Raw genomic sequence first — 20643 nt, 5'->3', positions numbered from 1 at the left:
GTGGGCGGGATTTTTAGTGATTATAGAATAATCAGATAAAGGCAAAGGCGTCGCCAAACATGCGGTCTTCAAGTGCGCCGCGTTCGGCACAAAAGCGCTCGCGAGCGACTTTTGCCATCTCAAAACGACCGGCGATATAGATATCGTGTTCGCTCAGAGATTCAAAATCTTGCAACACCGCACTCAGTACGTTACCACTTCTGCCCTGCCAGCCTTCTTCCGTCTGCTCTACCACCGGAATAACTTTCAGATTTGGATGCACCACACTCAGCGCTTCGAGTTCACCCAAATCATACAGGTGCTTCAGCTCACGGCCGCCCCAATAGATTGAAATATCGCGTTCCGGATGCTGCGCCAGCTCTGCCACTAAAATTGAACGTACGTAGGAGAACCCCGTCCCACCCGCGATCAACACCAGAGGACGGTCACCCTCTTCGCGCAGCCAGGCTTCCCCGTGCGGTAAATCGACGTTAATGGTTTGCTCTTTTAGAATGCGGTCCATAACGGCCATCGCATACAGATTCATTTCGGAGGCACCGATGTGCAGCTCCAGATAGCCTTTTTCTGAAGGCACGGAGGCTATCGAGAACGGGCGCTTGTCGCGCTCGTCCATTACCACCATCAGATATTGACCGGCACGAAATGAAAAAGGTGATTCAGGTTGCAGGCGAACCCGATATACGGTGTCGGTTATGGCCTCAACTGAGGACACTTTACAGCTCATTATTGTCATGCGTTCCCTCTGAGGGTCATCAGATCTACATTGATGGCAAACGCTGCGTCGCGCCAGGCTCGTGCCCCGTTTGCCAGTCTATGAATAGTTATTGTGCACACTGTAGCCGTTATTTGGTCGGCTTTCCGTCGCCAAACTTGATATCACTAAATTTTTTATCGTCAAAAATGCCCAGCTCGTCCCACATAGTATCAACGCGGTCACGAACTTTTGGATCCATGACAATCGGCCGTCCCCATTCTCGCTGAGTTTCACCCGGCCATTTATTGGTCGCATCCATCCCCATTTTGGAACCCAGTCCAGAAACCGGTGAGGCAAAATCAAGATAGTCGATCGGCGTGTTTTCAACCAGAACCGTGTCACGAGCCGGATCCATTCGGGTCGTAATCGCCCAGATAACGTCTTTCCAGTCGCGCGCGTTAATATCGTCATCACACACAATAACAAACTTGGTGTACATAAACTGTCGCAGGAAAGACCAAACGCCCATCATTACGCGCTTGGCGTGTCCGGCATACTGCTTTTTCATGGTAACGACGGCCAAACGGTAAGAGCAACCCTCCGGCGGCAGATAAAAATCGACGATTTCTGGGAACTGTTTTTTCAAAATGGGCACAAAAACTTCGTTCAACGCCAGTCCCAATACTGCCGGCTCATCCGGTGGGCGACCGGTAAAGGTTGAATGATAGATAGCATCTTTACGCTGGGTAATATGCGTAACGGTAAACACCGGGAAGCTGTCTATTTCATTATAGTAGCCCGTGTGGTCGCCGTAGGGGCCTTCCGGTGCCATTTCACCCGGCTCGATATAGCCTTCAAGCACAATTTCTGCGCTGGCGGGAACCTCAAGGTCATTGGAAATACATTTGACCACTTCCGTTTTATTGCCGCGCAGCAGGCCGGCAAAAGCATATTCGGAAAGCGTGTCAGGCACAGGTGTCACGGCTCCCAAAATGGTGGCTGGGTCGGCGCCTAGCGCAACAGAAACCGGGAAACGCTTACCGGGGTTCTGCTGGCACCACTCTTGAAAGTCCAGCGCGCCGCCACGGTGCGACAACCAGCGCATAATCAGCTTATTTCTGCCTAATACTTGCTGACGATAAATGCCCAGATTCTGACGCACTTTGTGCGGCCCACGGGTGACCGTCAGCCCCCAGGTGATCAGTGGTGCCGCATCTTCCGGCCAGCAGTGCATCACCGGAATACGGCCTAAATCGACGTCATCCCCTTCCCAAATCTGTTCCTGACAAGGCGCAGAACTGAGGCGCTTGGTCGGCATGTTCAGCACTTGCTTGAACTTGGGCATTTTGTCGTAAAAATCGCGGAACCCACGCGGTGGCTCAGGCTCTTTAAGAAAAGCCAGCAATTCGCCCACTTCGCGCAGTGCGCTGACGTCGTCCTGACCCATACCTTTCGCAACGCGCTCTGGGGTGCCGAATAAATTGCACAGCACCGGCATGTCATAGCCTTTTGGATTCTCAAACAGCAGCGCAGGACCACCGGCACGCAGGGTGCGATCGGCGATTTCGGTCATTTCGAGGTAAGGATCAACTTGCTGGGTGATACGTTTCAGATCACCCTGCTTTTCAAGCAAAGCCAGGAAGTCACGCAGGTCACGATATTTCATACGAGGCACGTCATTAAAGTTTTATCACCAAATTTAGAGGGCAGTATAAAGCCTGTCGGGCGCTGTGGCTGCATTTTTCAAAATTAATGAACCAAAAATAGGCAACCTAAAGGATAATCGACAGCCCATGTGGCTTATCAATCTATTAAATGCATTGGAAGGGTACAAGACCAGAAAGTGCTCGCGTGTCTTGATATTCCTGCGTCTCGAGGCCATGACGGAAGACTTTAAAGCCTTCACCTTTGGCGCTGTAGTAGCTCAATTTATTGCCCGAAACGTGCAGCATACTGCCTTCACGCAGCGCAACCACTGACTCACTCGGATTCACCGCGCAAAATTCGGCAATACGTTCATCGCGCGTCTCACCCATGTGTCCGCTGATGTGTGCATCAATGTAATGAGGGTTAATCTGCACCGGAAACAGGCCCAGTGCAGGCAGTACCACCGAGTTGCGAACCGGCATGTCATTGGTGGTGCGAATACTAGGCGTGGCCACGTTACAACCCGCGCTCCAACCGATATAGGGCACTTCGCGCTCACGTACTGCGCGCTGTACCGGTACAATCAGTCCTTTTTCATGCAGCATTTGGTTTAGCATCCAAGTATTGCCACCGCTGACCAGAATACACTGCGCCTGCTCGATAGCCTCAGAAGGTACGCCAGCATGATGAATACTGCCCACTTTAATGCCCAGCGCATCTTCCAGCTCCAGCGCTTTGGCATCCCAATCGGTACGAATCAATGCGTAGGGGATTAACACTGCGGAAGTGATATTGCGCGCGCTGAACATCGCTTTAATCTGCTCATGGGCATAACCGAGTGGCTGGCTGTCGCCTGAAAGTTTGCCGTTACTGAGTAAGAACAACTCCATTACGTTTCTCCAAAAAATTATCAGACCGGAAGTTCGTCATTGAATCGGCGGATCGCGATTAAACGGATAGTCAGTGAATAAACCGCAAAATTGTTATCAGCTTAGATGTTACCATTCCTGTAGAGGCTGTGCTGCACGCGCGGCTATTTATCCCTTAAAGCTTTTGTTATTCTCAATCTGTTAGTCACGAGGAAAACGATAAATGGAAAGCTGGTACTTACTGTATTGCAAACGGGGTCAACATATTCGTGCCCAAGAACACCTTGAGCGTCAGCACGTTCAATGTTTGGTGCCGACGATCAAGTTAGAGAAAATCGTGCGCGGTCGTCGAACCATGGCAGACGAGCCTTTGTTTCCGAACTATATGTTCATCGCCTTTGATCCTGAAAAGGTTCATACCACCACCATCAGCGCAACCCGCGGTGTTAGCCACTTTGTCCGTTTTGGACACCAGCTTGCCACGGTCAATCCCAAAGTTATCGAGCAGCTGGTAACGCAACCGCCTATCGATGTTCGCGACCCTGAAACGCCGCACGAGGGTGACCGCGTGTTAATCACGGAAGGTGTATTTGAGGGGCTACAGGCTATTTATACCGAGCCTGACGGCGAGCGACGTTCACACCTGCTGCTAAACCTGCTCAACAAACAGGTCAAACAAAGTTTAAGCAACACCGAATTCCAAAAGCTCTAACCCCTCGACTCCCTTTCTACAGTCTGAACAACCGGCGCGCATTGTCGTCGGTTATCTGTGCCAATGCTTCTGGGGTCTCCCCTTTTTCACGCCAATGCGCGACCTGATTAACAATGTGGGGCAGGAAGCACGGCTCGTTGCGTCGGTTTTTAGGCTTGTTTTCCATATCTCGAGGCAGCAAATAAGGCGCGTCCGTTTCCAGCAACAGTTTATCACGCGGGATTAACGGCAGCATTTCGCGAAGCTCAAGCCCACGCCGCTCATCGCACACCCAGCCTGTAATGCCGATTGACAGCCCTAAGGCGAGATAATGCTCCAGCTCATGCCGACTGCCGGTAAAACAGTGCACTACCGCACCCGGCAGGTGCGTTAACCAGGGTTCCAGCAATTGTGTAAAACGTGGATGTGCATCGCGACAGTGCAAAAACACCGGCATCTTCAGCTCGGCGGCCAGGCTAAGCTGAGCGGTGAACGCCTTTTCTTGATCGGCTGGCGTAGAGAAGTTACGGTTAAAATCCAGTCCGCATTCGCCGATAGCGACAACCTGAGCATGACTCGCTAACTGTCGTAACTGCTGCTCCACGTTATCACTCCAGGTACTGGCCTGATGAGGATGAACGCCCGCCGTTGACCAACAAAAATCAGGGTACTGAGCGGCCAACGTCTGCGCCTGATGGCTTTCTTCAAGCGAAGTGCCGGTTATCAGCATCCCCGTTAGCCCAGCGATTTTTGCGCGCTCAACCACGTCGGCGCGGTCTTTATCAAACTGATTGCTGGTTAAATTCAGGCCAATCTCAAACATCACATCCTCTCAAAACAGAAACCGCCCAATTGGGCGGTTAATTAATCTGCAAGCTAGCGCTTAAGAAGCATCGGACTCGCTGTCCACATCGTCATCTTCATCGCCACGGCGTCTTTTACCTACATAATAACGGGCGCAGAACACGCCAATTTCAAACAAGATGTACATTGGAATAGCCAACAACGTCTGTGAGAAAACATCAGGTGGCGTCAGCAGCATGGCGACGACGAAAGCCCCGACCAGAACATAAGGACGTTTCTTGCGTAAATCTTCAGGCGTGGTTACGCCAGTCCAGCACAGAAGAATAATGGCTATCGGGACTTCAAACGATACGCCGAATGCCATAAAAATGGTCATGACGAAATCGAGATATTTGTTAATATCCGTCGCAATCTCTACGCCAGCCGGTGCCGTTTTTGCAAAGAAGGCAAAGGCCAACGGAAACACCAAGAAGTACGCAAACGCCATGCCGAGGTAGAACAGTGCGGAGCTTGAAAACAGCAGCGGCATCATCAGACGACGTTCATGCTTATACAGCGCAGGTGCCACAAAGCCCCACACCTGATAAAGGATAAACGGAGCCGAGACAAACACCGAAACGATCATCGTCAGCTTAATTGGTGTGAAGAACGGTGAAGCAACGTCTGTTGCTATCATGCTCGCGCCCAGTGGCATGACTTTGATAAGCGGTGCAGAGACCAGGTAGTAAATATCATTGGCAAAATAAACCAGTGCCAAAAACACCACAATCACGCAAATAATGGAATTTAGCAGGCGCTTACGCAGTTCTATCAGATGGCTGATAAGCGGTTGTGTATCTTCAACTGCCATGTTTAGCGTTCACCCGTTGGTTGTGAAGAAGGGGCCGACTGTACCGTTGGCGCGACTTTCGGTTGAACCACGTAGTCTATCGCAGCCTTTGGCGGAACAACCTGTTCTACCACCGGTGCAACAGCCGGTGAATCCGCGACATGCTCCGCAGCAGCGGGTGAAATACCTTCATCATGATGCGCTTCGGCATCCCTGAGCACAGGATTATGAATGGTATTTCCCTCTGTGGCATCGGCCACGGCCTGGTCAGCCGGGCTGAGGTTCTCATGAATTGAGCGCTTCATCGATGACGCCGCTTCTTTCAAATCGTCAATCGACGATTTAATTTCCGGCGATAGATTCTTTAAACCGGCTTCTTCGGCTTTCTTCAGGCTATCCTGCAACTCTTGCAGTTTTAACTCTTGATTCAGCTCATTTTGTACGGATGCTGCCATCGATCGTAGTGTACGGATCCAGCCCGCAACAGTTCTTACCGCAACGGGTAAACGCTCTGGTCCAAGCACAACCAAACCAATAACGAATACCAGCAACAGTTCACTAAATCCAATGTCGAACACGGCTTATACCTGCTCTTTGTTTTGACTCTTAGTTTCTTCTGCTTTTACTTCCGGCTTGGTGCCATTGATAGACTTGGCCGAAAAATCTGCATCAGACCCGGTTGTTTCAGTTTCTTTGTGCGCCTTGGAAGTATCATCTTCGTTCATGGCTTTTTTAAAGCCCTTGATTGAAGCGCCAAGATCGCTACCGAGGCCTCGTAATTTTTTAGTACCGAACAACAGAACTACGATAACCGCGATGACCAGCCAATGCGTAATGCTAAATGCACCCATGGTATTCACCTCAACATAATAATAATTTAATGACTGTCGTATAAACGACGCATAACTTCAATTTTAAGTTTTATCGGCCTATTCGGTCTTTCTGGTTCGCTTCCATCCGATAATCCAGGCGACCAGCCCCGCAGCAATCATCCATACAGGGTAAACCTCAACCTTGCCCATCATCAGCACTGTACCGCTGAGAAGTAATGTTGCCCCAACGCCGAAAAGATATCGGGATTGGCCCTGACGTTCGTTCTGCGTCTGTAACTGATGAGTCAGTTTTTCAATATTGTACTGCAAAAGTTGATGCTGTTTTAAGCTGTCGTACACCAGCTCGGGAAGCTCGGGAAGTTTCTCAATCCAGAAAGGTGCTCGCTCTTTGAAAGCGCGAACCATTGCCGGTAAACCTACCTGATCGCGGATCCAACTCTCCAGGAAAGGCTTTGCCGTAGTCCAGAGGTCAAGCTGTGGATAGAGCTGTCTTCCCAAGCCCTCAACGTACAGCAGTGTTTTCTGCAGCAACACTAACTGAGGCTGCACCTGCATGTTGAAACGCCTGGCGGTATTAAACAGGTTTAACAATACGTTACCGAAAGAGATTTCTGCTAGCGGCTTTTCAAAAATAGGCTCGCAAACCGTGCGGATGGCGAACTCAAATTCTTCAACGTTGGTATCACGAGGAACCCAGCCAGAATCTACGTGCAGCTCTGCAACTTTGCGGTAATCGCGGTTGAAGAAGGCTATAAAGTTTTCGGCCAGATAACGTTTATCGTCTTTGTTAAGCGATCCAACTATGCCGCAATCTATAGCTATGTAGCAAGGGTCTTCCGGCGTTTCATAGCTAACAAAAATGTTTCCCGGATGCATATCGGCATGGAAAAAGCTGTCACGGAATACCTGAGTGAAAAATACCTGCACGCCGCGCTCGGCCAGGAGCTTCATGTTGGTACCCTGTTTTTCCAGCGCGGCCACGTCGGAAATAGGAATACCGTAAATGCGCTCCATCACTAGCAGACGCTCACGGCAGTAATCAGAATAGACTTCAGGTACATACAGAATTGGGCTGTTCTCGAAGTTTCTGCGCAGTTGAATCGAGTTGGCGGCCTCACGAAGCAGGTTAAGCTCGTCAAGTAGCGTTTTTTCGTACTCTTTGACCACTTCCAGGGGACGTAAACGACGACCGTCAGGCAGCAGCAGTGGCAACCACCCGGCAAGGCGAGCCATCAGGCGTGTATCGGCCTTAATAATCGGCATGATGTCGGGACGTATAACCTTAAGCACCACCTTTTTGCCGTTCTCTTTCAAGGTAGCGGTATGCACCTGCGCAATCGAAGCAGAAGCCAGTGCGTTTTGGTCAAAATCATCAAACCAAGTTTCAATCGGTCCACCAAGGGCCAATTCAATGTGCTTGCGAGCCAGCGCACCGTCAAAAGGTGCGACGTGGTCCTGAAGCAACGCAAGCTGATCGGCAACGTGGGGCGGAAAAAGGTCACGGCGCGTTGACAGCATCTGGCCAAACTTGATCCACACCGGCCCCAGCTCTTCGAGCGCCATACGCAGCCGGGTACCCAGCGGCTTATCTTTGTGGCGGAAAGGGATCCAAAAGAATAAATAACGACCCAACCTTAACGGCAGCGTCAGTTTAATCTTAGGGATGAGTTCATCTAGCCCGTAGGAGAGAAATACCCGAATAATCAGGTACAGGCGACGCATTTCACCTGGAGTCATGGGTTCCCTTCCAGCATTTTTTTCAAGCGAGCTTCCAGCGCCAGAGTCTGACGTTCAACGGCGGCAACTTCATCGGTGAACCACGCGGCTTCCAGCGCACCCGGCGCCAGTTTCCACTCTTCGGTGATAACTTGTGCAACCTGACTCTGATGTTTCTTAACGCCCGCGGTCAGGAAACGAAATCCACCACTCACTGCCTGGCTGATGCCCTGTGCAGCAATATCGCCGATGTAGGGGGCCAGCAGCTCCGCAGGTTCCCATTCGGACATGTCTATCAGCGCAGAAAACTGCTGCACCACCTGAATATCGCCTTCGACGTTTAAATCGCCGCTGCGAATAAGTGGGGCCAGCTGTTGACGGTCGCGCAGTTTGCGCAGGGTGGAGAGGCGTGTAATAACGGTGCAATTTGCTTCGCCTTCCCACTGCCCCACCACGTCAACTTTTTGTTCATTAAAGATAAACGTCAGCGGTGAACTCAGTTCTTGCAGCTCAATACGCAAAACTTTGCCAGCAAGGCGTAGCCTCGCGGCCTTCATGCTACTTTCCTTAAACAACAACTGATTAAGGGTGGTCTCGATGGCAGCAGTCAATAACGGAGTTAACAACATCGGCATTTCCATATCAGAACTTGAAACCTCGGTGCAGCGCAACAATACCGCCAGTGAGGTTGTTATAAGTCACGTTCTCGAAGCCCGCGTCGGACATCATGCCCTTAAGCGTGTCCTGATCCGGATGCATACGGATAGACTCGGCCAGATAGCGGTAGCTTTCGGCATCTTGTGCCACCAGCTCGCCGATTCTTGGCAGAATATGGAATGAATAGGTGTCGTAGGCTTTGCTCAGCGGTGCGAAAACTGGTTTGGAGAACTCAAGTACCAGCAGGCGGCCGCCCGGCTTTAAAACGCGGAACATTGAACGCAGCGCTTTCTCTTTTTCGGTCACGTTACGCAGACCAAATGAGATAGTGATACAGTCGAAATAGTTGTCAGGGAAAGGCAACGCTTCGGCATTGGCCTGCACATAGCTGACGTTGCCAACAATACCGCTGTTGCGCAGCTTCTCGCGCCCCATTTTCAGCATGGAATCGTTGATATCGGCCAGCACAACTTCACCCTGATCGCCCACCAGACGAGAAAACTTGGCAGTTAAGTCACCGGTGCCGCCAGCCAAATCCAGGACGCGCTGCCCGCGACGAACGCCGCTACAGTCGATAGCATAACGCTTCCAGATACGATGAACGCCGAATGACATCAGGTCATTCATCAGGTCATATTTCGCGGCCACAGAGTGAAAGACTTCAGCGACCATCTCTGCTTTGTTATTTTTGGCTACGGTACGAAATCCAAAGTGTGTAGTTTCTGAAGAATCTACATTTTCCTGCGTCTGCTTTTCCATGTTTTTGCCTGCTTATTCATTATATCGCCTGGGGAAAGTGTATCAGAACCCCGGTGAAAGCCCCATCTCCGATGCGATTAACGCCGCACGCGGTGATCAAGCTGCGGTATTTTTGTTCACTCTATGAGCAAAACAAATTAAAAGTTCTTTGATGACGCAGCAACATCTTCAAATGGCCATGCGGCATTGTCATTCTGCTGGGCGTTTTCTGTCGCCCGCTCCGCCTGTTCCTGCGCCTCAGGCGCAGAGGGTTGTTCATCCAGTGACGCCTGATACTCTGGGTCATCTTCAGCGCTGGCCTGCTCCGCAAGCGCTGGGCTAATAGGCCGTTTTACCTCCACTCCCAACGCCCTGAATCCCTCAACCTGGCCGATAAGATTACCACGCCCTTGTGCAAGTTTGTTCATTGCCAGCCGATAACTTGCCTGCGCTTTATCGAGGCTCTGCCCCATCGACTGCATGTCATCAACGAACAGCCTGAGTTTGTCATAAAGGCGAGCGGCGCGGTCTGCAATACGTTTGGCATTCTGGCTTTGATGCTCATAACGCCACAGATTGCTAATAGTGCGCAGCGCAACCAGCAGCGTGGTTGGGCTAACCAACATAATGTTGTGGTTGAGCGCTTCACTAATCAGTTCGGGTTCACGATCGATAGCCACCAAAAAGGCCGGTTCTACCGGTATAAACATCAGCACGTAATCAAGACTGCGCAGGCCGGGCAACTGCTGATAGTCTTTACGACCTAACAGGCGAATATGGCCGCGCACCGAGGTAATATGCTCGTTGAGCGCAGCTTCACGCTCAAGGTCATCTTCGCTGTTGAAATAGCGTTCGTAGGCCACCAGCGACATTTTGGCATCAATCACCACGTCTTTATTTTGCGGCAGCCGCACCACGACGTCGGGCTGCATTCTGCTGTTATTTTCAGTCTGCACGCTGACCTGCGTCTGATACTCGTAGCCTTCTCGCAGACCGGAGGCTTCCAGCACGCGGCTGAGCACGACTTCCCCCCAGTTACCCTGCGTTTTGTTGTCGCCTTTCAGAGCCTTGGTCAAATTAAGCGCCTCGCGCGCCATTTGGGCATTGAGCTGCTGGAGACTGCGAATTTCATGGGTTAGCGTGTGGCGTTCACGCGCTTCCTGCCCAAAACTGTCCTGCACCTGACGGCGAAAACCGTCAAGCTGCTCACGCAGCGGCAGCAGCAATTTGTCTAGACTCTGTTTATTTTGTTCGTCTGCACGACGCCCGGTTTGCTCAAAGATACGATTTGCAAGATTTTCAAACTGACTGTTGAGACGCTGTTCGCTGTTAATTAACAGCCGCTGCTTGTCTTCGGCTGCCAGACGCGTTTCATCCAGCCGAGTGACAACCTCACGCAACTCGGCTTCCTGAGCGCTGTTAATTTCTCGCTGGGCCCGCAGTTCCTGGTTGAGCTGCTCACACTCGTTTTGCCAGTGTGCCAAAAGCTGGAGTTTTTCAGCGCTTGCGGCCTGCGCACTGTGCAGCGTTCTCAGTTCCAGTTCGCTTTCGCGCTGCTGATGTTTAGCCTGCTGCATATCGCGCTGTAGCGCCTCTTTTTCCAGAACAAGCTGCGCCTGAGCCTGCTCAAGCAATTTGTAGCGGGTGTCACTATCGGCCTGAACCTGCTGTTGACGCAAACTGGCGATTAACCCGCCCAGCAAAAGGCCAATCAAGCCTGCGCCTACCGCGTAAATAATGCTGATATCCACGGTTATTCCTCTGTCTAAATCTCTTGAAGGTCAAGGTAAATGCATACTGTATGGATGTCCAGATGCTTTTAAATCACCTGCCTGCACTTTGCGAGACGTCTTCCAGAAAATGGGCGCAACGGCGCTGATTTCACTTCACGGCCAGATCAAAACCACTGGCTTAGCCATTTGATCCCAAATGCACCCGGCGCCAGAATACCAAACCCCCACACCAGTGCCGACGTGAAGTTTGCCAGCTGAAAGTAGCGCTGTGGCATGCCGCAAATTCCTGCCACCAGCGGAACCACGGCGCGCAGCGGCCCAAAGAAGCGACCAATGAAAGCCCCTGGCATGCCCCAGCGTTCGAAGAAGGCGTGTCCGCGTTCAAGCATTTGAGGATGAGATTTAAACGGCCAGATATGGGGCACTTTATCGGTGTAGTGTGCACCAATCCAGTATGACAGCCAGTCACCAAAAAAGGCGCCGGAGGCCGCAGCGGCAAAAATAGGCCAAAAAGGAATACCGGTTTCACCAATCAGCGCACCTAACCCGAGCAGAATAACCGTGGCAGGCAACAATAATGAAAGGAAGGCCAGTGACTCACCAAAAGCCAGAAAGAAGACGATCGGCGGAGCCCAAGCCTGATGCTGACGGACAAACTCCGTCACGTAATGAATGACCTCGTTAATGCTCAAAAATTACCACCCATGTTCAAAACTGAATCTTATCCGCAATTTTTTACGTAATAACAGTAAACATTATTCAATAACAACCAAAGATTAACGAAGCGATTATTCAAGATAACGCGCGCACAAAGATTCACGGATTTCAGCCGTCAAACCGTACTCTTTTTCGAGCCAGTTATCCGCGTTGCCATACAGGTCGGTGATGGCGTTTAGTGCCGTATCAATGAATATTTCTTGCACCGAAAACACGTAGGCAAATTTCTCCAGCGCCGCCGGTGCTAGGGTTATCGACATTTTATCAAGCATGTGTTCACGGAAGGTCGCCAGCGTCGTTTCCGTCAACAGATAATCTTCTTTGACGGTAGCAATGTCGGCACCTAACGCCAGCAGCACGATGGCTGACCCAATACCCGTGCGGTCTTTCCCTACCGCACAGTGCTGAACCAGCGCACCGCCACCAGGCTGAACCAGCAGGCTCACCAGCTTTTTATAGGCGTCGTTATTGAACGGCAGACGGCGATAAAGCTCTAGCATAAATTCCTGCGGGTCAAATGCCGCAATAGTCTCGGCGGTAAGCCGTTCAAGATTGGCATTAATCACGTTGCTCAGCGGATTCGCCGGTGCATGGTGATATTCGCAGCCTGGCCACAGAATATCGGGCTTGGCGGCAACTTCATCCGCATCGCGGTAGTCAAGAATGTGCTGAAGCGGAATATTACTCAGGAAACGCTGATCCTGTTCGGTAAGCGCGTCTAACGCACCGGAGCGATAAAGCCAGCCACGTTTAATTCTTCGCCCATCGGCGACCGTATTACCGCCGAGATCGCGAAAGTTAACGCCGCCCTCCAAAGGGGTCAAAGAAGGATGAAGTAAGATTGTCGCCGTCATAGGGCCTCTTATTATTCCAATAATTCGTACTATGACCATACCAGATAGCGGCGCGGATATAAAAAAGGGGCCACCGGCAGGCGACCCCTCATTCAGACAAACTCAGTATTGCTTCAGAAAAAACTCAGGAATAAATCAGATTAATGCACTTAGGCAATCAGGCGGCGCGCGGCCTCGACCACAATCTTCACTGCGTGACTTTCCGTTTGTTTCATGGTCTCTGCATTAGGAATTTCTTGCTGTGTGCGGTTAACGATAACCCCGGCGACCATACCGGCGCGAAGGCCCTGGCTTGCGCACATGGTCAACAGCGTGGCGGACTCCATCTCGTAGTTCATCACGCCCATCTCTTGCCACTCCTGCATTGATTCCTTAAAGCGGCGTACCACGCGTCCTGAGTAGGTGTCATAACGTTCCTGGCCCGGATAGAAAGTGTCAGAAGACGCTGTCACGCCAATATGCAGATTGGCACCCACCGACTTGGACGCCTCGACCAACGCGGTAGTACAGGCAAAATCGGCTACCGCAGGGTATTCCATAGGAGCGAAATGTAGGCTGGCACCGTCAAGACGTACGGCGGCAGTGGTCACCAGCACGTCACCCACATTGATGTGTGGTTGAATAGCACCCGTGGTGCCAATACGCAGGAATGTGCGAATGCCCAGCTGCGCTAACTCTTCAACGGCAATTGAGGTAGAGGGACCGCCGATACCGGTCGAGCAGACAATCACGGCTTTACCGTCAAGCTCTGCGCGCCAGCTAGTGAATTCACGATGAGAAGCTAGATGAACCGGGTTTTCCATCAGCTTTGCGATTTTTTCAACCCGCTGAGGATCGCCGGGAACAATGGCTAGGGTCGCACCCTGCAGGCTGCTTTTGGTCAAACCAAGGTGAAAAACGTCAGACTGAGACATAAATAAACTCCTTCTTAATTCGGGTCATCTTTTTGAAAAAACATCCTGCCACTCTATCGTTCATTGGCATCTAATTTTGTGATAGAAATCGCTAAGCAACACAACCACTATCATCACTTGCATAATAATCGTGATCAATATCACAAAAACCGACCAAGTATTGTTCTTTTAAGACAAAGATGCCCTGCTATCCGTATGACAAACAGATTAAATCTTACTCAGCGAAGCATTTTTTACGTAAGGGTTAACTATAGGACAGGCTATGGTGATTGATGTGCTAACTTTATGACCTATAGTTTTACCTCCGAGCCCTTGTTTTCAAAAACCAAATTGTGAGTTTTAAAGAATAGAACTTATCCCCGTATGGAGACTGCAATGAAGAAAGATGATTCAATACAATTAAAACAAGCACCTGACAGTTTCTCCCCTGCCGTTACGCCTGTATCTGCTACTACTCTACACACTGATACTGAAGGCCTGCACGCGGGCGAAACGACTATCCCTTCACAGGGTGAGAATCTGCCTGCCTATCTGGCGCGACCTGCCGAATACACCGGCAAACTGCCGATTGTTTTAGTGGTGCAGGAGATTTTTGGTGTACATGAGCATATTCGTGACCTGTGCCGTCGTCTGGCGAAAGAGGGTTATCTGGCGATCGCTCCGGAACTCTATTTCCGTCAGGGTGACCCGTCCGACTACCGTGAAATAAGTGAGCTGTTCGAGAAGCTGGTGAGTAAAGTGCCAGACCAGCAAGTGTTGGCGGATTTGGACCACACGGCGCACTGGGCGGCACAACACGGCGGTGACGCTAGCAAACTGGCCATTACCGGATTCTGCTGGGGGGGTCGCATCACCTGGCTCTACGCCGCGCACAGCCCGCAGTTAAAAGCCGGTGTCGCCTGGTACGGCAAACTGGTAGGCAATAAAACGCTGACCAGCCCGACGCATCCGGTGGATGAAGCGGTTGATTTAACTGCCCCGGTGCTGGGTCTTTATGGTGGCCGCGACAGCAGTATCCCGCAAGATACGATCGAAACGATGCGACAGGCCATTCGCGCCGCCAATGCGAATGCGGAAATTGTGGTTTATCCGGAGGCAGACCACGCCTTCAACGCCGACTACCGCCCAAGCTACAACGCCGAAGCAGCGACAGACGGCTGGCAACGCATGCTGGCGTGGTTTGCCAAATACGGCGTTAAATAAAGCACTAAATATAATTTACGCGATCCAACAAAATGGCCCCGTCAGTGAAAACACACGGGGCCATTTTTTCATTTTGGTCTTAAAACCTGATTTATTGTCTTAAAAACCTGAGTTATTTATGAGGTAAGCCTCTTTAAGCCTGCTTGGGCTGACCATTCGAGGCACTGAGCCCGCCGTCGACCGGCAAATTGACGCCAGTCACAAAACGCGCATCATCACTGGCCAAAAAAGCAATGACTGATGCAATCTCTTCCGGTTCAGCCCCGCGTCCCAATGGAATACGTTCGGCAAATTTCGCCAGCAATGCCTTGTTTTCTTTGATATCACCTGCCATGTCGGTCAACGTCAGGCTAGGACAAACTGCATTGACGCGCACGCCGTCGGCGCCGTGGTCCATCGCCAGAGAGCGGGTGAAATTGGTCACCGCCCCCTTCGCCGCGTTGTAGAAGCTCATCCCCCAGTCACCGCCCAGCCCAGATACGGACGAAACGTTGACGATATTGCCTTTGCTTTTTTTCAATGCGTCAATAAAGAAGCGCGTGGCGTAGAACACTCCGCTGACGTCGATATCGAAAATCTTCTTCCAGTCTTCAATACTTGCCTCATTAACCTGGCCCTGTACCACAACGCCGGCGTTGTTAACCAAGACGTCTACGTGGCCGAATTTATCCAACACCACTTTTGCCAGGCGTTCGACCTCTTCGGGATTAGAGATATCGGCGACGTGGATATAATAATTCGTGGTTTCAAGCGTATTGGCAATCTTGGCCAATTTGATCTCCGTGCGACCCACCAGTACCACCGTCGCCCCTTCGGCAGCAAAACGCTGAGCGGTTGCTGCCCCCATGCCGGAACCTGCACCTGTGACCACCACGACTTTATCTTTAAATCGACTCATCTTTGTCTCCTTACGTTGTTCGAACACTATTCGAATTAAGATTTCACTCTACTAAGCCTAGTCAATGAGGCGAGGGATTAAGGCATTTGAACCTTAACCGGCGTGGCAATTCGCTGCAGGCAAGGCGAGTCGGGGGATACGAGAGAAGTTTAAGAGGTTACAAAATACTAATGAAACTAAAAACAGGTGCAAAAAGGGCGCCGAAGCGCCCAATGATTAACGACGAATACAACCCACACACTATATCGACTACGCCCACACTTTTAAGCGTGTTCAGCACGCAGGCGCTTGGCTGCTTTCACCATGTTTTCCAGCGACTCGCGGGTTTCTGCCCAACCTCGCGTTTTCAGGCCGCAGTCTGGATTAACCCAAAGACGCTCAGCCGGAATGCTGTCAGCCGCCTTACGCAACAGGTTCTCAATCCACTCAACGCTTGGCACGTTAGGTGAGTGAATATCGTAAACGCCGGGTCCAATGTCGTTGGGATAATCGAACGCTTTAAAGGTTTCGATCAGTTCCATATCAGAGCGCGAGGTTTCAATGGTTATCACGTCAGCATCCAGTGCCGCAATGGAATCCATGATGTCGTTGAATTCGCAGTAACACATGTGGGTGTGGATCTGCGTGTCGTCTTTGGCAATCGCGGCGTTCAGTTTGAATGCATCGACCGCCCAACGCAGGTACGCATTCCATTCTGACTGACGCAGTGGCAAGCCTTCGCGCAGTGCAGGTTCATCAATCTGGATGATCCCGATACCGGCTTTTTCCAGATCTTCCACTTCGTCACGCAGTGCCAAACCGATTTGCTTGGCGATGGTCTCACGGCTGACGTCTTCACGAGGGAAGGACCAGCAGAGAATGGTGATTGGGCCAGTCAGCATACCTTTAACTGGTTTAGTGGTCAGCGATTGTGCGTATTGTGCCCACTCAACGGTGATGGCTTCAGGGCGGCTCACGTCACCGATGATAACCGGAGGTTTCACGCAGCGAGAACCGTAGCTCTGAACCCAACCGTTTTGTGTGAACACAAAACCATCGAGATGCTCACCGAAGTATTCAACCATGTCGTTACGTTCAGCTTCACCGTGAACCAGAACGTCGATATCCAGACGCTCTTGTTCTTTAATTGCCTGTTTGATGTGCTCGCTGATGCCGGTGCGGTAGTTGGCGTTATCCAGTCGACCCTGCTTAAAGTCCAGTCGCAGACCACGGATTTCGGTGGTTTGAGGGAATGAACCGATGGTGGTGGTCGGCCATAGAGGCAGTTTGAAGCGAGCGCGTTGTGCTTGCGCTCGCGTGGTGTAAGCGTTGGGACGTTCGATGTCTGCCGCAGTAATGGCTGCAACACGTTTGCCCACCGCTTCGTTATGTACACGCTTAGATTCGCGACGAGCACGGATTGGCGCACTGTAGTCGGCCAGCTTTTTCAGCGTCTCTTCATTCGGGTCATTCAGGGCGGTAGTCAGCAACGCCAACTCAGCACATTTTTGCAGACCGAAGGCGAACCAGCTTTTCACTTCGTCATCAAGACGGGTTTCAACGCTTAAATCGATGGGACTGTGCAACAGTGAACACGAACTCCCAAGCCAAACATTGCGCCCCGCAGCCAGCGGTTTTAGACGATCGAACCAGCGGCTAAGGTCGGCGCGCCATACGTTACGTCCATTGATTACGCCCAGCGACAGCAGCCAGTCTCTTGGCAATTTGTCAGCAACCGCAGCCAAGTCATCGCGACCGGCAACCGCATCAATGTGCAGACCTTGCACCGGCAGTTGGCGGATGGTTTCAATGTTATGACCTACACTGTCGAAATAGGTCGTCAGCAGCAGTTTAGTGTGACCCTGCAACTGCTCATAAGCCGGTTTGTAGGCATCCAACCACGCTTGTGGCAATTCCAGAACCAGTGCAGGTTCGTCGATTTGAACCCATTCGATGCCGCGTTTTGCCAGCTCGGCCAGCACTTGCTGGTAGATGGGAAGAATATCGTTGATCAGGGACAGGCGGTCAAATTGTTCACCCTTCACTTTACCCAACCACAGGTAGGTCAATGGACCCAGCAGCACAGGTTTAATGTTGTGCCCCAGCGCCAGCGCTTCATCAACTTCGTCCAGTAACTGGGTCCAGGTCAGTTTGAAGCGCTGACCCTGAGTGAATTCAGGCACCATGTAGTGATAGTTAGTGTTAAACCATTTGGTCATTTCAGCCGCAGCGGCAGGTTTGCCGGTTGGCGCACGACCACGACCCAGACGGAACAGAGTATCGAGATCGACTGAGCCGTCATCATTCTGGTGACGGGCTGGAACGTTACCCAGCAGCAGGCTGGTCGTCAGAACGTGATCGTACCAGGCGAAATCGCCAACCGGCAACAGATCCACGCCAGCCTGTTGTTGTTGCTGCCAGTGACGTGCACGCAGTTCGCGTCCCGTCGCCAACAGTTCTTCTTGAGTGGTGTTGCCAGCCCAGTAGCTTTCCTGCGCTTTTTTCAGTTCACGACGCAAACCAACGCGCGGAAAACCCAGAGTGTGATTAAGTATCGTCATCTTTAAATTCCCATTTGGCCATCCAGATGTTTACACATCCATAATCAGCAGGTACTGTATATTCCACAAGCGCAATTTATTCACAGTGACAGTGAAGGACTCTCATGATCGAACTGAAACACCTGCGGACGCTGCAAGCTCTGCGCAATACCGGCTCTCTTGCCGCCGCAGCGGCACAGCTTCACCAGACACAATCTGCCCTGTCGCATCAGTTTAGCGATCTTGAGCAGCGTCTCGGTTTCAGACTTTTCGTGCGTAAAAGCCAGCCGCTGCGTTTTACCCCGCAGGGGGAAATCATGCTGCAGCTGGCGGAGCAGGTGCTGCCGCAAATTCAGCAGGCGCTCCAGGCCTGTCACGAACCGCAACAAACTTCACTGCGCATTGCTATCGAATGTCACAGCTGCATACAGTGGCTGACGCCTGCGCTGGACGCGTTTCACCAGAATTGGCCACAAGTGTTAATGGATTTTAAATCTGGCGTCACTTTTGACCCTCAGCCTGCACTACAGCAGGGTGAGCTGGATATCGTATTGACCTCAGATATTCTTCCGCGCAGCGGTCTGCACTACTCGCCGATGTTTGATTTTGAAGTGCGTCTGGTATTAGCACCGGATCATCCGCTGGCAAATAAAGCGGTAATAACGCCGGAAGACTTGAGCAGCGAGATCCTAATGATCTATCCGGTTCAACGTCAGCGGCTGGATATTTGGCGTCACTTCCTTCAGCCGGCGGGTGTGAGCCCAGTACTGAAGAACGTCGATAATACTCTGCTGCTGATTCAGATGGTCTCAGCGCACATGGGTATCGCTGCCCTGCCGCACTGGGTGGTAGAAAGCTTTGAGAAGCAGGGACTGATAGTAACCAAAACGCTGGGCGACGGATTGTGGAGCCGACTCTACGCCGCCGTTCGAGACGGTGAGCAGCGCCAGGCCGTAACCGAGGCGTTCATCCGCTCGGCACGCCAGCACGCCTGCAATAATCTGCCGTTCGTGCGCGACGCCTCACGCCCTAACGGCGCGGCTTCTCTGGTGAAAGCGCTGTCGCTGCCTTCGGAAGGTTAATAAAGGCTGAGTGCTTAAGCTCAAGGTTTGTCTGAAAAAAGCCCAACGACCTCGCTGATGAAGTAAACTTAAAGCAGGAAACTTTAGCAGGAGAACTATCGTGAGAGTTATTCATCAGATTATCACCGGCATGGCACTGGCGTTGATTGCAGCGTCCGCTTTCGCCGCCGTAACGCAAACGCCGATTGAAAGGCAGCAACAGTTGCTGAACAATCCATCGCAACAGCGCATGCAACAACGTATGCAGAGCGATGATCGGCTGCATCAGCGTCAGTTGGAGCAGGATCAAAAGTTCAGCCAACAACAGCAGCAATTGCGGTTACGTTCTCAATCGCTCAATGACCAACAGCGCCTGCAGCAAAACCAGCTCAATAACAACCAGCAGATTCTGCAGCAGAAGCTGAACCAAAGACCGTAGGGTATTCGTGATGGGGACACGTGTTTCGCTACCTCAGCTCCCCCATCCTGCCCCCCCACGTGTAAGGGCGCGAGTTCTTAAATCTTGGCCGCAAAATCTGGGCCTATCAGGTCGATGCGGTCTGTGCAGATGCAGTCCACGCCCCAACCAAGCAGTTGGCTTGCTCTTTCCGGGCTGTTCACCGTATACACCAGAATGTGCAAACCGGCCTGTTTCAGGTTGTGCACGCGTTCTTCGGTGAGTTCTTTATGATTAATATGCAACGAAACGCAGCCCAGACGTGTGGTTAACGCCTGCCAGTTCTCGTCCCACTTATCCAATAAAATTCCGCGTGGCAGCTCAGGTGCAGCCGCCTGCGCGGCCTCAAGCGACGCGACGTCAAACGAGGAAAGCAGAGGCGGAACGGCCTGATCCTGCCACAGTTCGCGTGCCGCCAATGCCACCTGCTCACCGGTCTCAAATGCCAGTCCGGTCGTGCCTTTGATTTCGATATTGGCCATCATGCCGTATTTGGCACAGCGCGCCGCCACTTCTGAGAGCAGCGGCAATTTCTCTCCGCTAAAGCTACTGCTGTACCAGCTGCCTGCATCAAGCTGAACCAGTTTGTCCCAACCCAACTCTCCCGCCACGCCCCAGCCGTTGCTGGTGCGGTTAAGGGTGTCATCATGCAGCAGAAAAATTTCGCCGCCCTGTGCCAATTTGACGTCAAACTCAATCATGCTGTGGCCGAGACGCGCACCGGTATCAATCGCCGCCAAAGTATTTTCAGGCGCCAGCGAACCGCCGCCGCGATGGGCCACAATTCGTGGATAAGGCCAAGCTGTCAT

General features: G+C 51.7%; 21 protein-coding genes. 4 read left to right on the top strand and 17 right to left on the bottom strand.

The window, feature by feature from the left end; genetic code table 11:
• Window positions 1-31: 31 nt before the first annotated feature.
• The 3 genes from fre to pepE all read right to left on the bottom strand — a co-directional run bounded on the left by fre (window position 32) and on the right by pepE (window position 3231).
• Window positions 32-733: an NAD(P)H-flavin reductase gene (fre, locus tag BS639_RS03750; RefSeq protein ID WP_084982287.1), complete on the bottom strand. Its 702-nt coding sequence runs from the start codon at window positions 731-733 to the stop codon at window positions 32-34.
• A 109-nt stretch (window positions 734-842) separates the two neighbouring features.
• Window positions 843-2360: a 4-hydroxy-3-polyprenylbenzoate decarboxylase gene (gene ubiD, locus BS639_RS03745; RefSeq protein WP_055773218.1), complete on the bottom strand. Its 1518-nt coding sequence runs from the start codon at window positions 2358-2360 to the stop codon at window positions 843-845.
• A gap of 145 nt (window positions 2361-2505) precedes the next feature.
• Window positions 2506-3231 carry a dipeptidase PepE gene (pepE, locus tag BS639_RS03740; protein ID WP_055773221.1) on the bottom strand — a complete coding sequence of 242 codons (726 nt, stop codon included), beginning with the start codon at window positions 3229-3231 and terminating at the stop codon, window positions 2506-2508.
• A gap of 202 nt (window positions 3232-3433) precedes the next feature.
• On the opposite strand from pepE, the gene rfaH reads away from it, so the two are divergent.
• Window positions 3434-3922: a transcription/translation regulatory transformer protein RfaH gene (gene rfaH / locus BS639_RS03735; protein WP_055773224.1), complete on the top strand. Its 489-nt coding sequence runs from the start codon at window positions 3434-3436 to the stop codon at window positions 3920-3922.
• Between the two features lie 16 nt (window positions 3923-3938).
• Here the strand turns inward: rfaH and tatD are convergent, their stop codons facing one another.
• The 11 genes from tatD to udp all read right to left on the bottom strand — a co-directional run bounded on the left by tatD (window position 3939) and on the right by udp (window position 13696).
• On the bottom strand, window positions 3939-4724 hold the full coding sequence (gene tatD, locus BS639_RS03730) for a 3'-5' ssDNA/RNA exonuclease TatD (protein ID WP_055773227.1): 786 nt from the start codon (window positions 4722-4724) through the stop codon (window positions 3939-3941).
• 60 nt (window positions 4725-4784) lie between these two features.
• Window positions 4785-5555 (bottom strand): Sec-independent protein translocase subunit TatC, encoded by a 771-nt coding sequence (tatC, locus tag BS639_RS03725; protein WP_055773230.1) that lies wholly within the window; start codon window positions 5553-5555, stop codon window positions 4785-4787.
• A 2-nt stretch (window positions 5556-5557) separates the two neighbouring features.
• Entirely contained in the window at window positions 5558-6112 is a 555-nt protein-coding gene (tatB, locus tag BS639_RS03720) for a Sec-independent protein translocase protein TatB (RefSeq protein ID WP_055773233.1), read from the bottom strand.
• 3 nt (window positions 6113-6115) lie between these two features.
• Window positions 6116-6385: a Sec-independent protein translocase subunit TatA gene (gene tatA / locus BS639_RS03715; RefSeq protein ID WP_055773236.1), complete on the bottom strand. Its 270-nt coding sequence runs from the start codon at window positions 6383-6385 to the stop codon at window positions 6116-6118.
• A gap of 78 nt (window positions 6386-6463) precedes the next feature.
• Complete coding sequence (ubiB, locus tag BS639_RS03710; RefSeq protein WP_055773239.1) at window positions 6464-8104, bottom strand: ubiquinone biosynthesis regulatory protein kinase UbiB; 1641 nt, start codon at window positions 8102-8104, stop codon at window positions 6464-6466.
• Window positions 8101-8712 carry a ubiquinone biosynthesis protein UbiJ gene (gene ubiJ, locus BS639_RS03705; protein WP_084982286.1) on the bottom strand — a complete coding sequence of 204 codons (612 nt, stop codon included), beginning with the start codon at window positions 8710-8712 and terminating at the stop codon, window positions 8101-8103. The genes ubiB and ubiJ overlap by 4 nt, the downstream gene beginning before the upstream one ends.
• 13 nt (window positions 8713-8725) lie before the next feature.
• Window positions 8726-9499: a bifunctional demethylmenaquinone methyltransferase/2-methoxy-6-polyprenyl-1,4-benzoquinol methylase UbiE gene (ubiE, locus tag BS639_RS03700; RefSeq protein ID WP_055773244.1), complete on the bottom strand. Its 774-nt coding sequence runs from the start codon at window positions 9497-9499 to the stop codon at window positions 8726-8728.
• 137 nt (window positions 9500-9636) lie between these two features.
• Window positions 9637-11229 (bottom strand): DNA recombination protein RmuC, encoded by a 1593-nt coding sequence (gene rmuC, locus BS639_RS03695; RefSeq protein ID WP_084982285.1) that lies wholly within the window; start codon window positions 11227-11229, stop codon window positions 9637-9639.
• Between the two features lie 146 nt (window positions 11230-11375).
• Window positions 11376-11903, bottom strand: coding sequence for a DedA family protein (locus tag BS639_RS03690; RefSeq protein WP_084982284.1), 528 nt, complete (start codon window positions 11901-11903; stop codon window positions 11376-11378).
• A gap of 96 nt (window positions 11904-11999) precedes the next feature.
• Entirely contained in the window at window positions 12000-12782 is a 783-nt protein-coding gene (locus BS639_RS03685; protein ID WP_084982283.1) for a tyrosine-protein phosphatase, read from the bottom strand.
• Window positions 12783-12931: 149 nt separating this feature from the next.
• The gene (udp, locus tag BS639_RS03680) at window positions 12932-13696 is read right to left on the bottom strand and encodes a uridine phosphorylase (RefSeq protein WP_055773257.1); all 765 of its coding nucleotides are present in this window, start codon (window positions 13694-13696) and stop codon (window positions 12932-12934) included.
• Between the two features lie 375 nt (window positions 13697-14071).
• Here udp and BS639_RS03675 point away from each other — a divergent pair, with 375 nt between their 5' ends.
• Window positions 14072-14899, top strand: coding sequence for a dienelactone hydrolase family protein (locus tag BS639_RS03675; protein ID WP_055773260.1), 828 nt, complete (start codon window positions 14072-14074; stop codon window positions 14897-14899).
• Window positions 14900-15032: 133 nt separating this feature from the next.
• Here the strand turns inward: BS639_RS03675 and BS639_RS03670 are convergent, their stop codons facing one another.
• Both BS639_RS03670 and metE read right to left on the bottom strand, forming a co-directional pair.
• Complete coding sequence (locus BS639_RS03670) at window positions 15033-15797, bottom strand: SDR family NAD(P)-dependent oxidoreductase (protein WP_055773263.1); 765 nt, start codon at window positions 15795-15797, stop codon at window positions 15033-15035.
• 263 nt (window positions 15798-16060) lie between these two features.
• Entirely contained in the window at window positions 16061-18337 is a 2277-nt protein-coding gene (gene metE / locus BS639_RS03665) for a 5-methyltetrahydropteroyltriglutamate--homocysteine S-methyltransferase (RefSeq protein WP_084982282.1), read from the bottom strand.
• A 104-nt stretch (window positions 18338-18441) separates the two neighbouring features.
• Between metE and metR the strand changes: the two genes are divergently transcribed.
• Together metR and BS639_RS03655 are read left to right on the top strand one after the other, a co-directional pair.
• Window positions 18442-19398, top strand: coding sequence for an HTH-type transcriptional regulator MetR (metR, locus tag BS639_RS03660; RefSeq protein WP_084982281.1), 957 nt, complete (start codon window positions 18442-18444; stop codon window positions 19396-19398).
• Window positions 19399-19498: 100 nt separating this feature from the next.
• A complete protein-coding gene (locus BS639_RS03655) occupies window positions 19499-19816 on the top strand; it encodes a hypothetical protein (RefSeq protein ID WP_084982280.1) in 318 nt (105 codons plus the stop codon).
• Between the two features lie 77 nt (window positions 19817-19893).
• Here BS639_RS03655 and ugpQ read toward each other — a convergent pair whose 3' ends face one another.
• On the bottom strand, window positions 19894-20643 hold the full coding sequence (gene ugpQ / locus BS639_RS03650; protein ID WP_084982279.1) for a glycerophosphodiester phosphodiesterase: 750 nt from the start codon (window positions 20641-20643) through the stop codon (window positions 19894-19896).

The sequence above is a fragment of the Rouxiella silvae genome (assembly GCF_002093625.1).
Lineage (GTDB): Bacteria > Pseudomonadota > Gammaproteobacteria > Enterobacterales > Enterobacteriaceae > Rouxiella > Rouxiella silvae.
Note: the sequence above shows the minus strand (reverse complement) of the source record. Positions and strands in the feature narration are given on the sequence as shown.

Coding starts and splice junctions, on each gene's coding strand:
- fre (WP_084982287.1), bottom strand. CDS start 733: ATGACAATAATGAGCTGTAAAGTGTCCTCAGTTGAGGCCATAACCGAC.
- ubiD (WP_055773218.1), bottom strand. CDS start 2,360: ATGAAATATCGTGACCTGCGTGACTTCCTGGCTTTGCTTGAAAAGCAG.
- pepE (WP_055773221.1), bottom strand. CDS start 3,231: ATGGAGTTGTTCTTACTCAGTAACGGCAAACTTTCAGGCGACAGCCAG.
- rfaH (WP_055773224.1), top strand. CDS start 3,434: ATGGAAAGCTGGTACTTACTGTATTGCAAACGGGGTCAACATATTCGT.
- tatD (WP_055773227.1), bottom strand. CDS start 4,724: ATGTTTGAGATTGGCCTGAATTTAACCAGCAATCAGTTTGATAAAGAC.
- tatC (WP_055773230.1), bottom strand. CDS start 5,555: ATGGCAGTTGAAGATACACAACCGCTTATCAGCCATCTGATAGAACTG.
- tatA (WP_055773236.1), bottom strand. CDS start 6,385: ATGGGTGCATTTAGCATTACGCATTGGCTGGTCATCGCGGTTATCGTA.
- ubiB (WP_055773239.1), bottom strand. CDS start 8,104: ATGACTCCAGGTGAAATGCGTCGCCTGTACCTGATTATTCGGGTATTT.
- ubiJ (WP_084982286.1), bottom strand. CDS start 8,712: ATGTTGTTAACTCCGTTATTGACTGCTGCCATCGAGACCACCCTTAAT.
- ubiE (WP_055773244.1), bottom strand. CDS start 9,499: ATGGAAAAGCAGACGCAGGAAAATGTAGATTCTTCAGAAACTACACAC.
- BS639_RS03685 (WP_084982283.1), bottom strand. CDS start 12,782: ATGACGGCGACAATCTTACTTCATCCTTCTTTGACCCCTTTGGAGGGC.
- udp (WP_055773257.1), bottom strand. CDS start 13,696: ATGTCTCAGTCTGACGTTTTTCACCTTGGTTTGACCAAAAGCAGCCTG.
- BS639_RS03675 (WP_055773260.1), top strand. CDS start 14,072: ATGAAGAAAGATGATTCAATACAATTAAAACAAGCACCTGACAGTTTC.
- BS639_RS03670 (WP_055773263.1), bottom strand. CDS start 15,797: ATGAGTCGATTTAAAGATAAAGTCGTGGTGGTCACAGGTGCAGGTTCC.
- metE (WP_084982282.1), bottom strand. CDS start 18,337: ATGACGATACTTAATCACACTCTGGGTTTTCCGCGCGTTGGTTTGCGT.
- metR (WP_084982281.1), top strand. CDS start 18,442: ATGATCGAACTGAAACACCTGCGGACGCTGCAAGCTCTGCGCAATACC.
- ugpQ (WP_084982279.1), bottom strand. CDS start 20,643: ATGACAGCTTGGCCTTATCCACGAATTGTGGCCCATCGCGGCGGCGGT.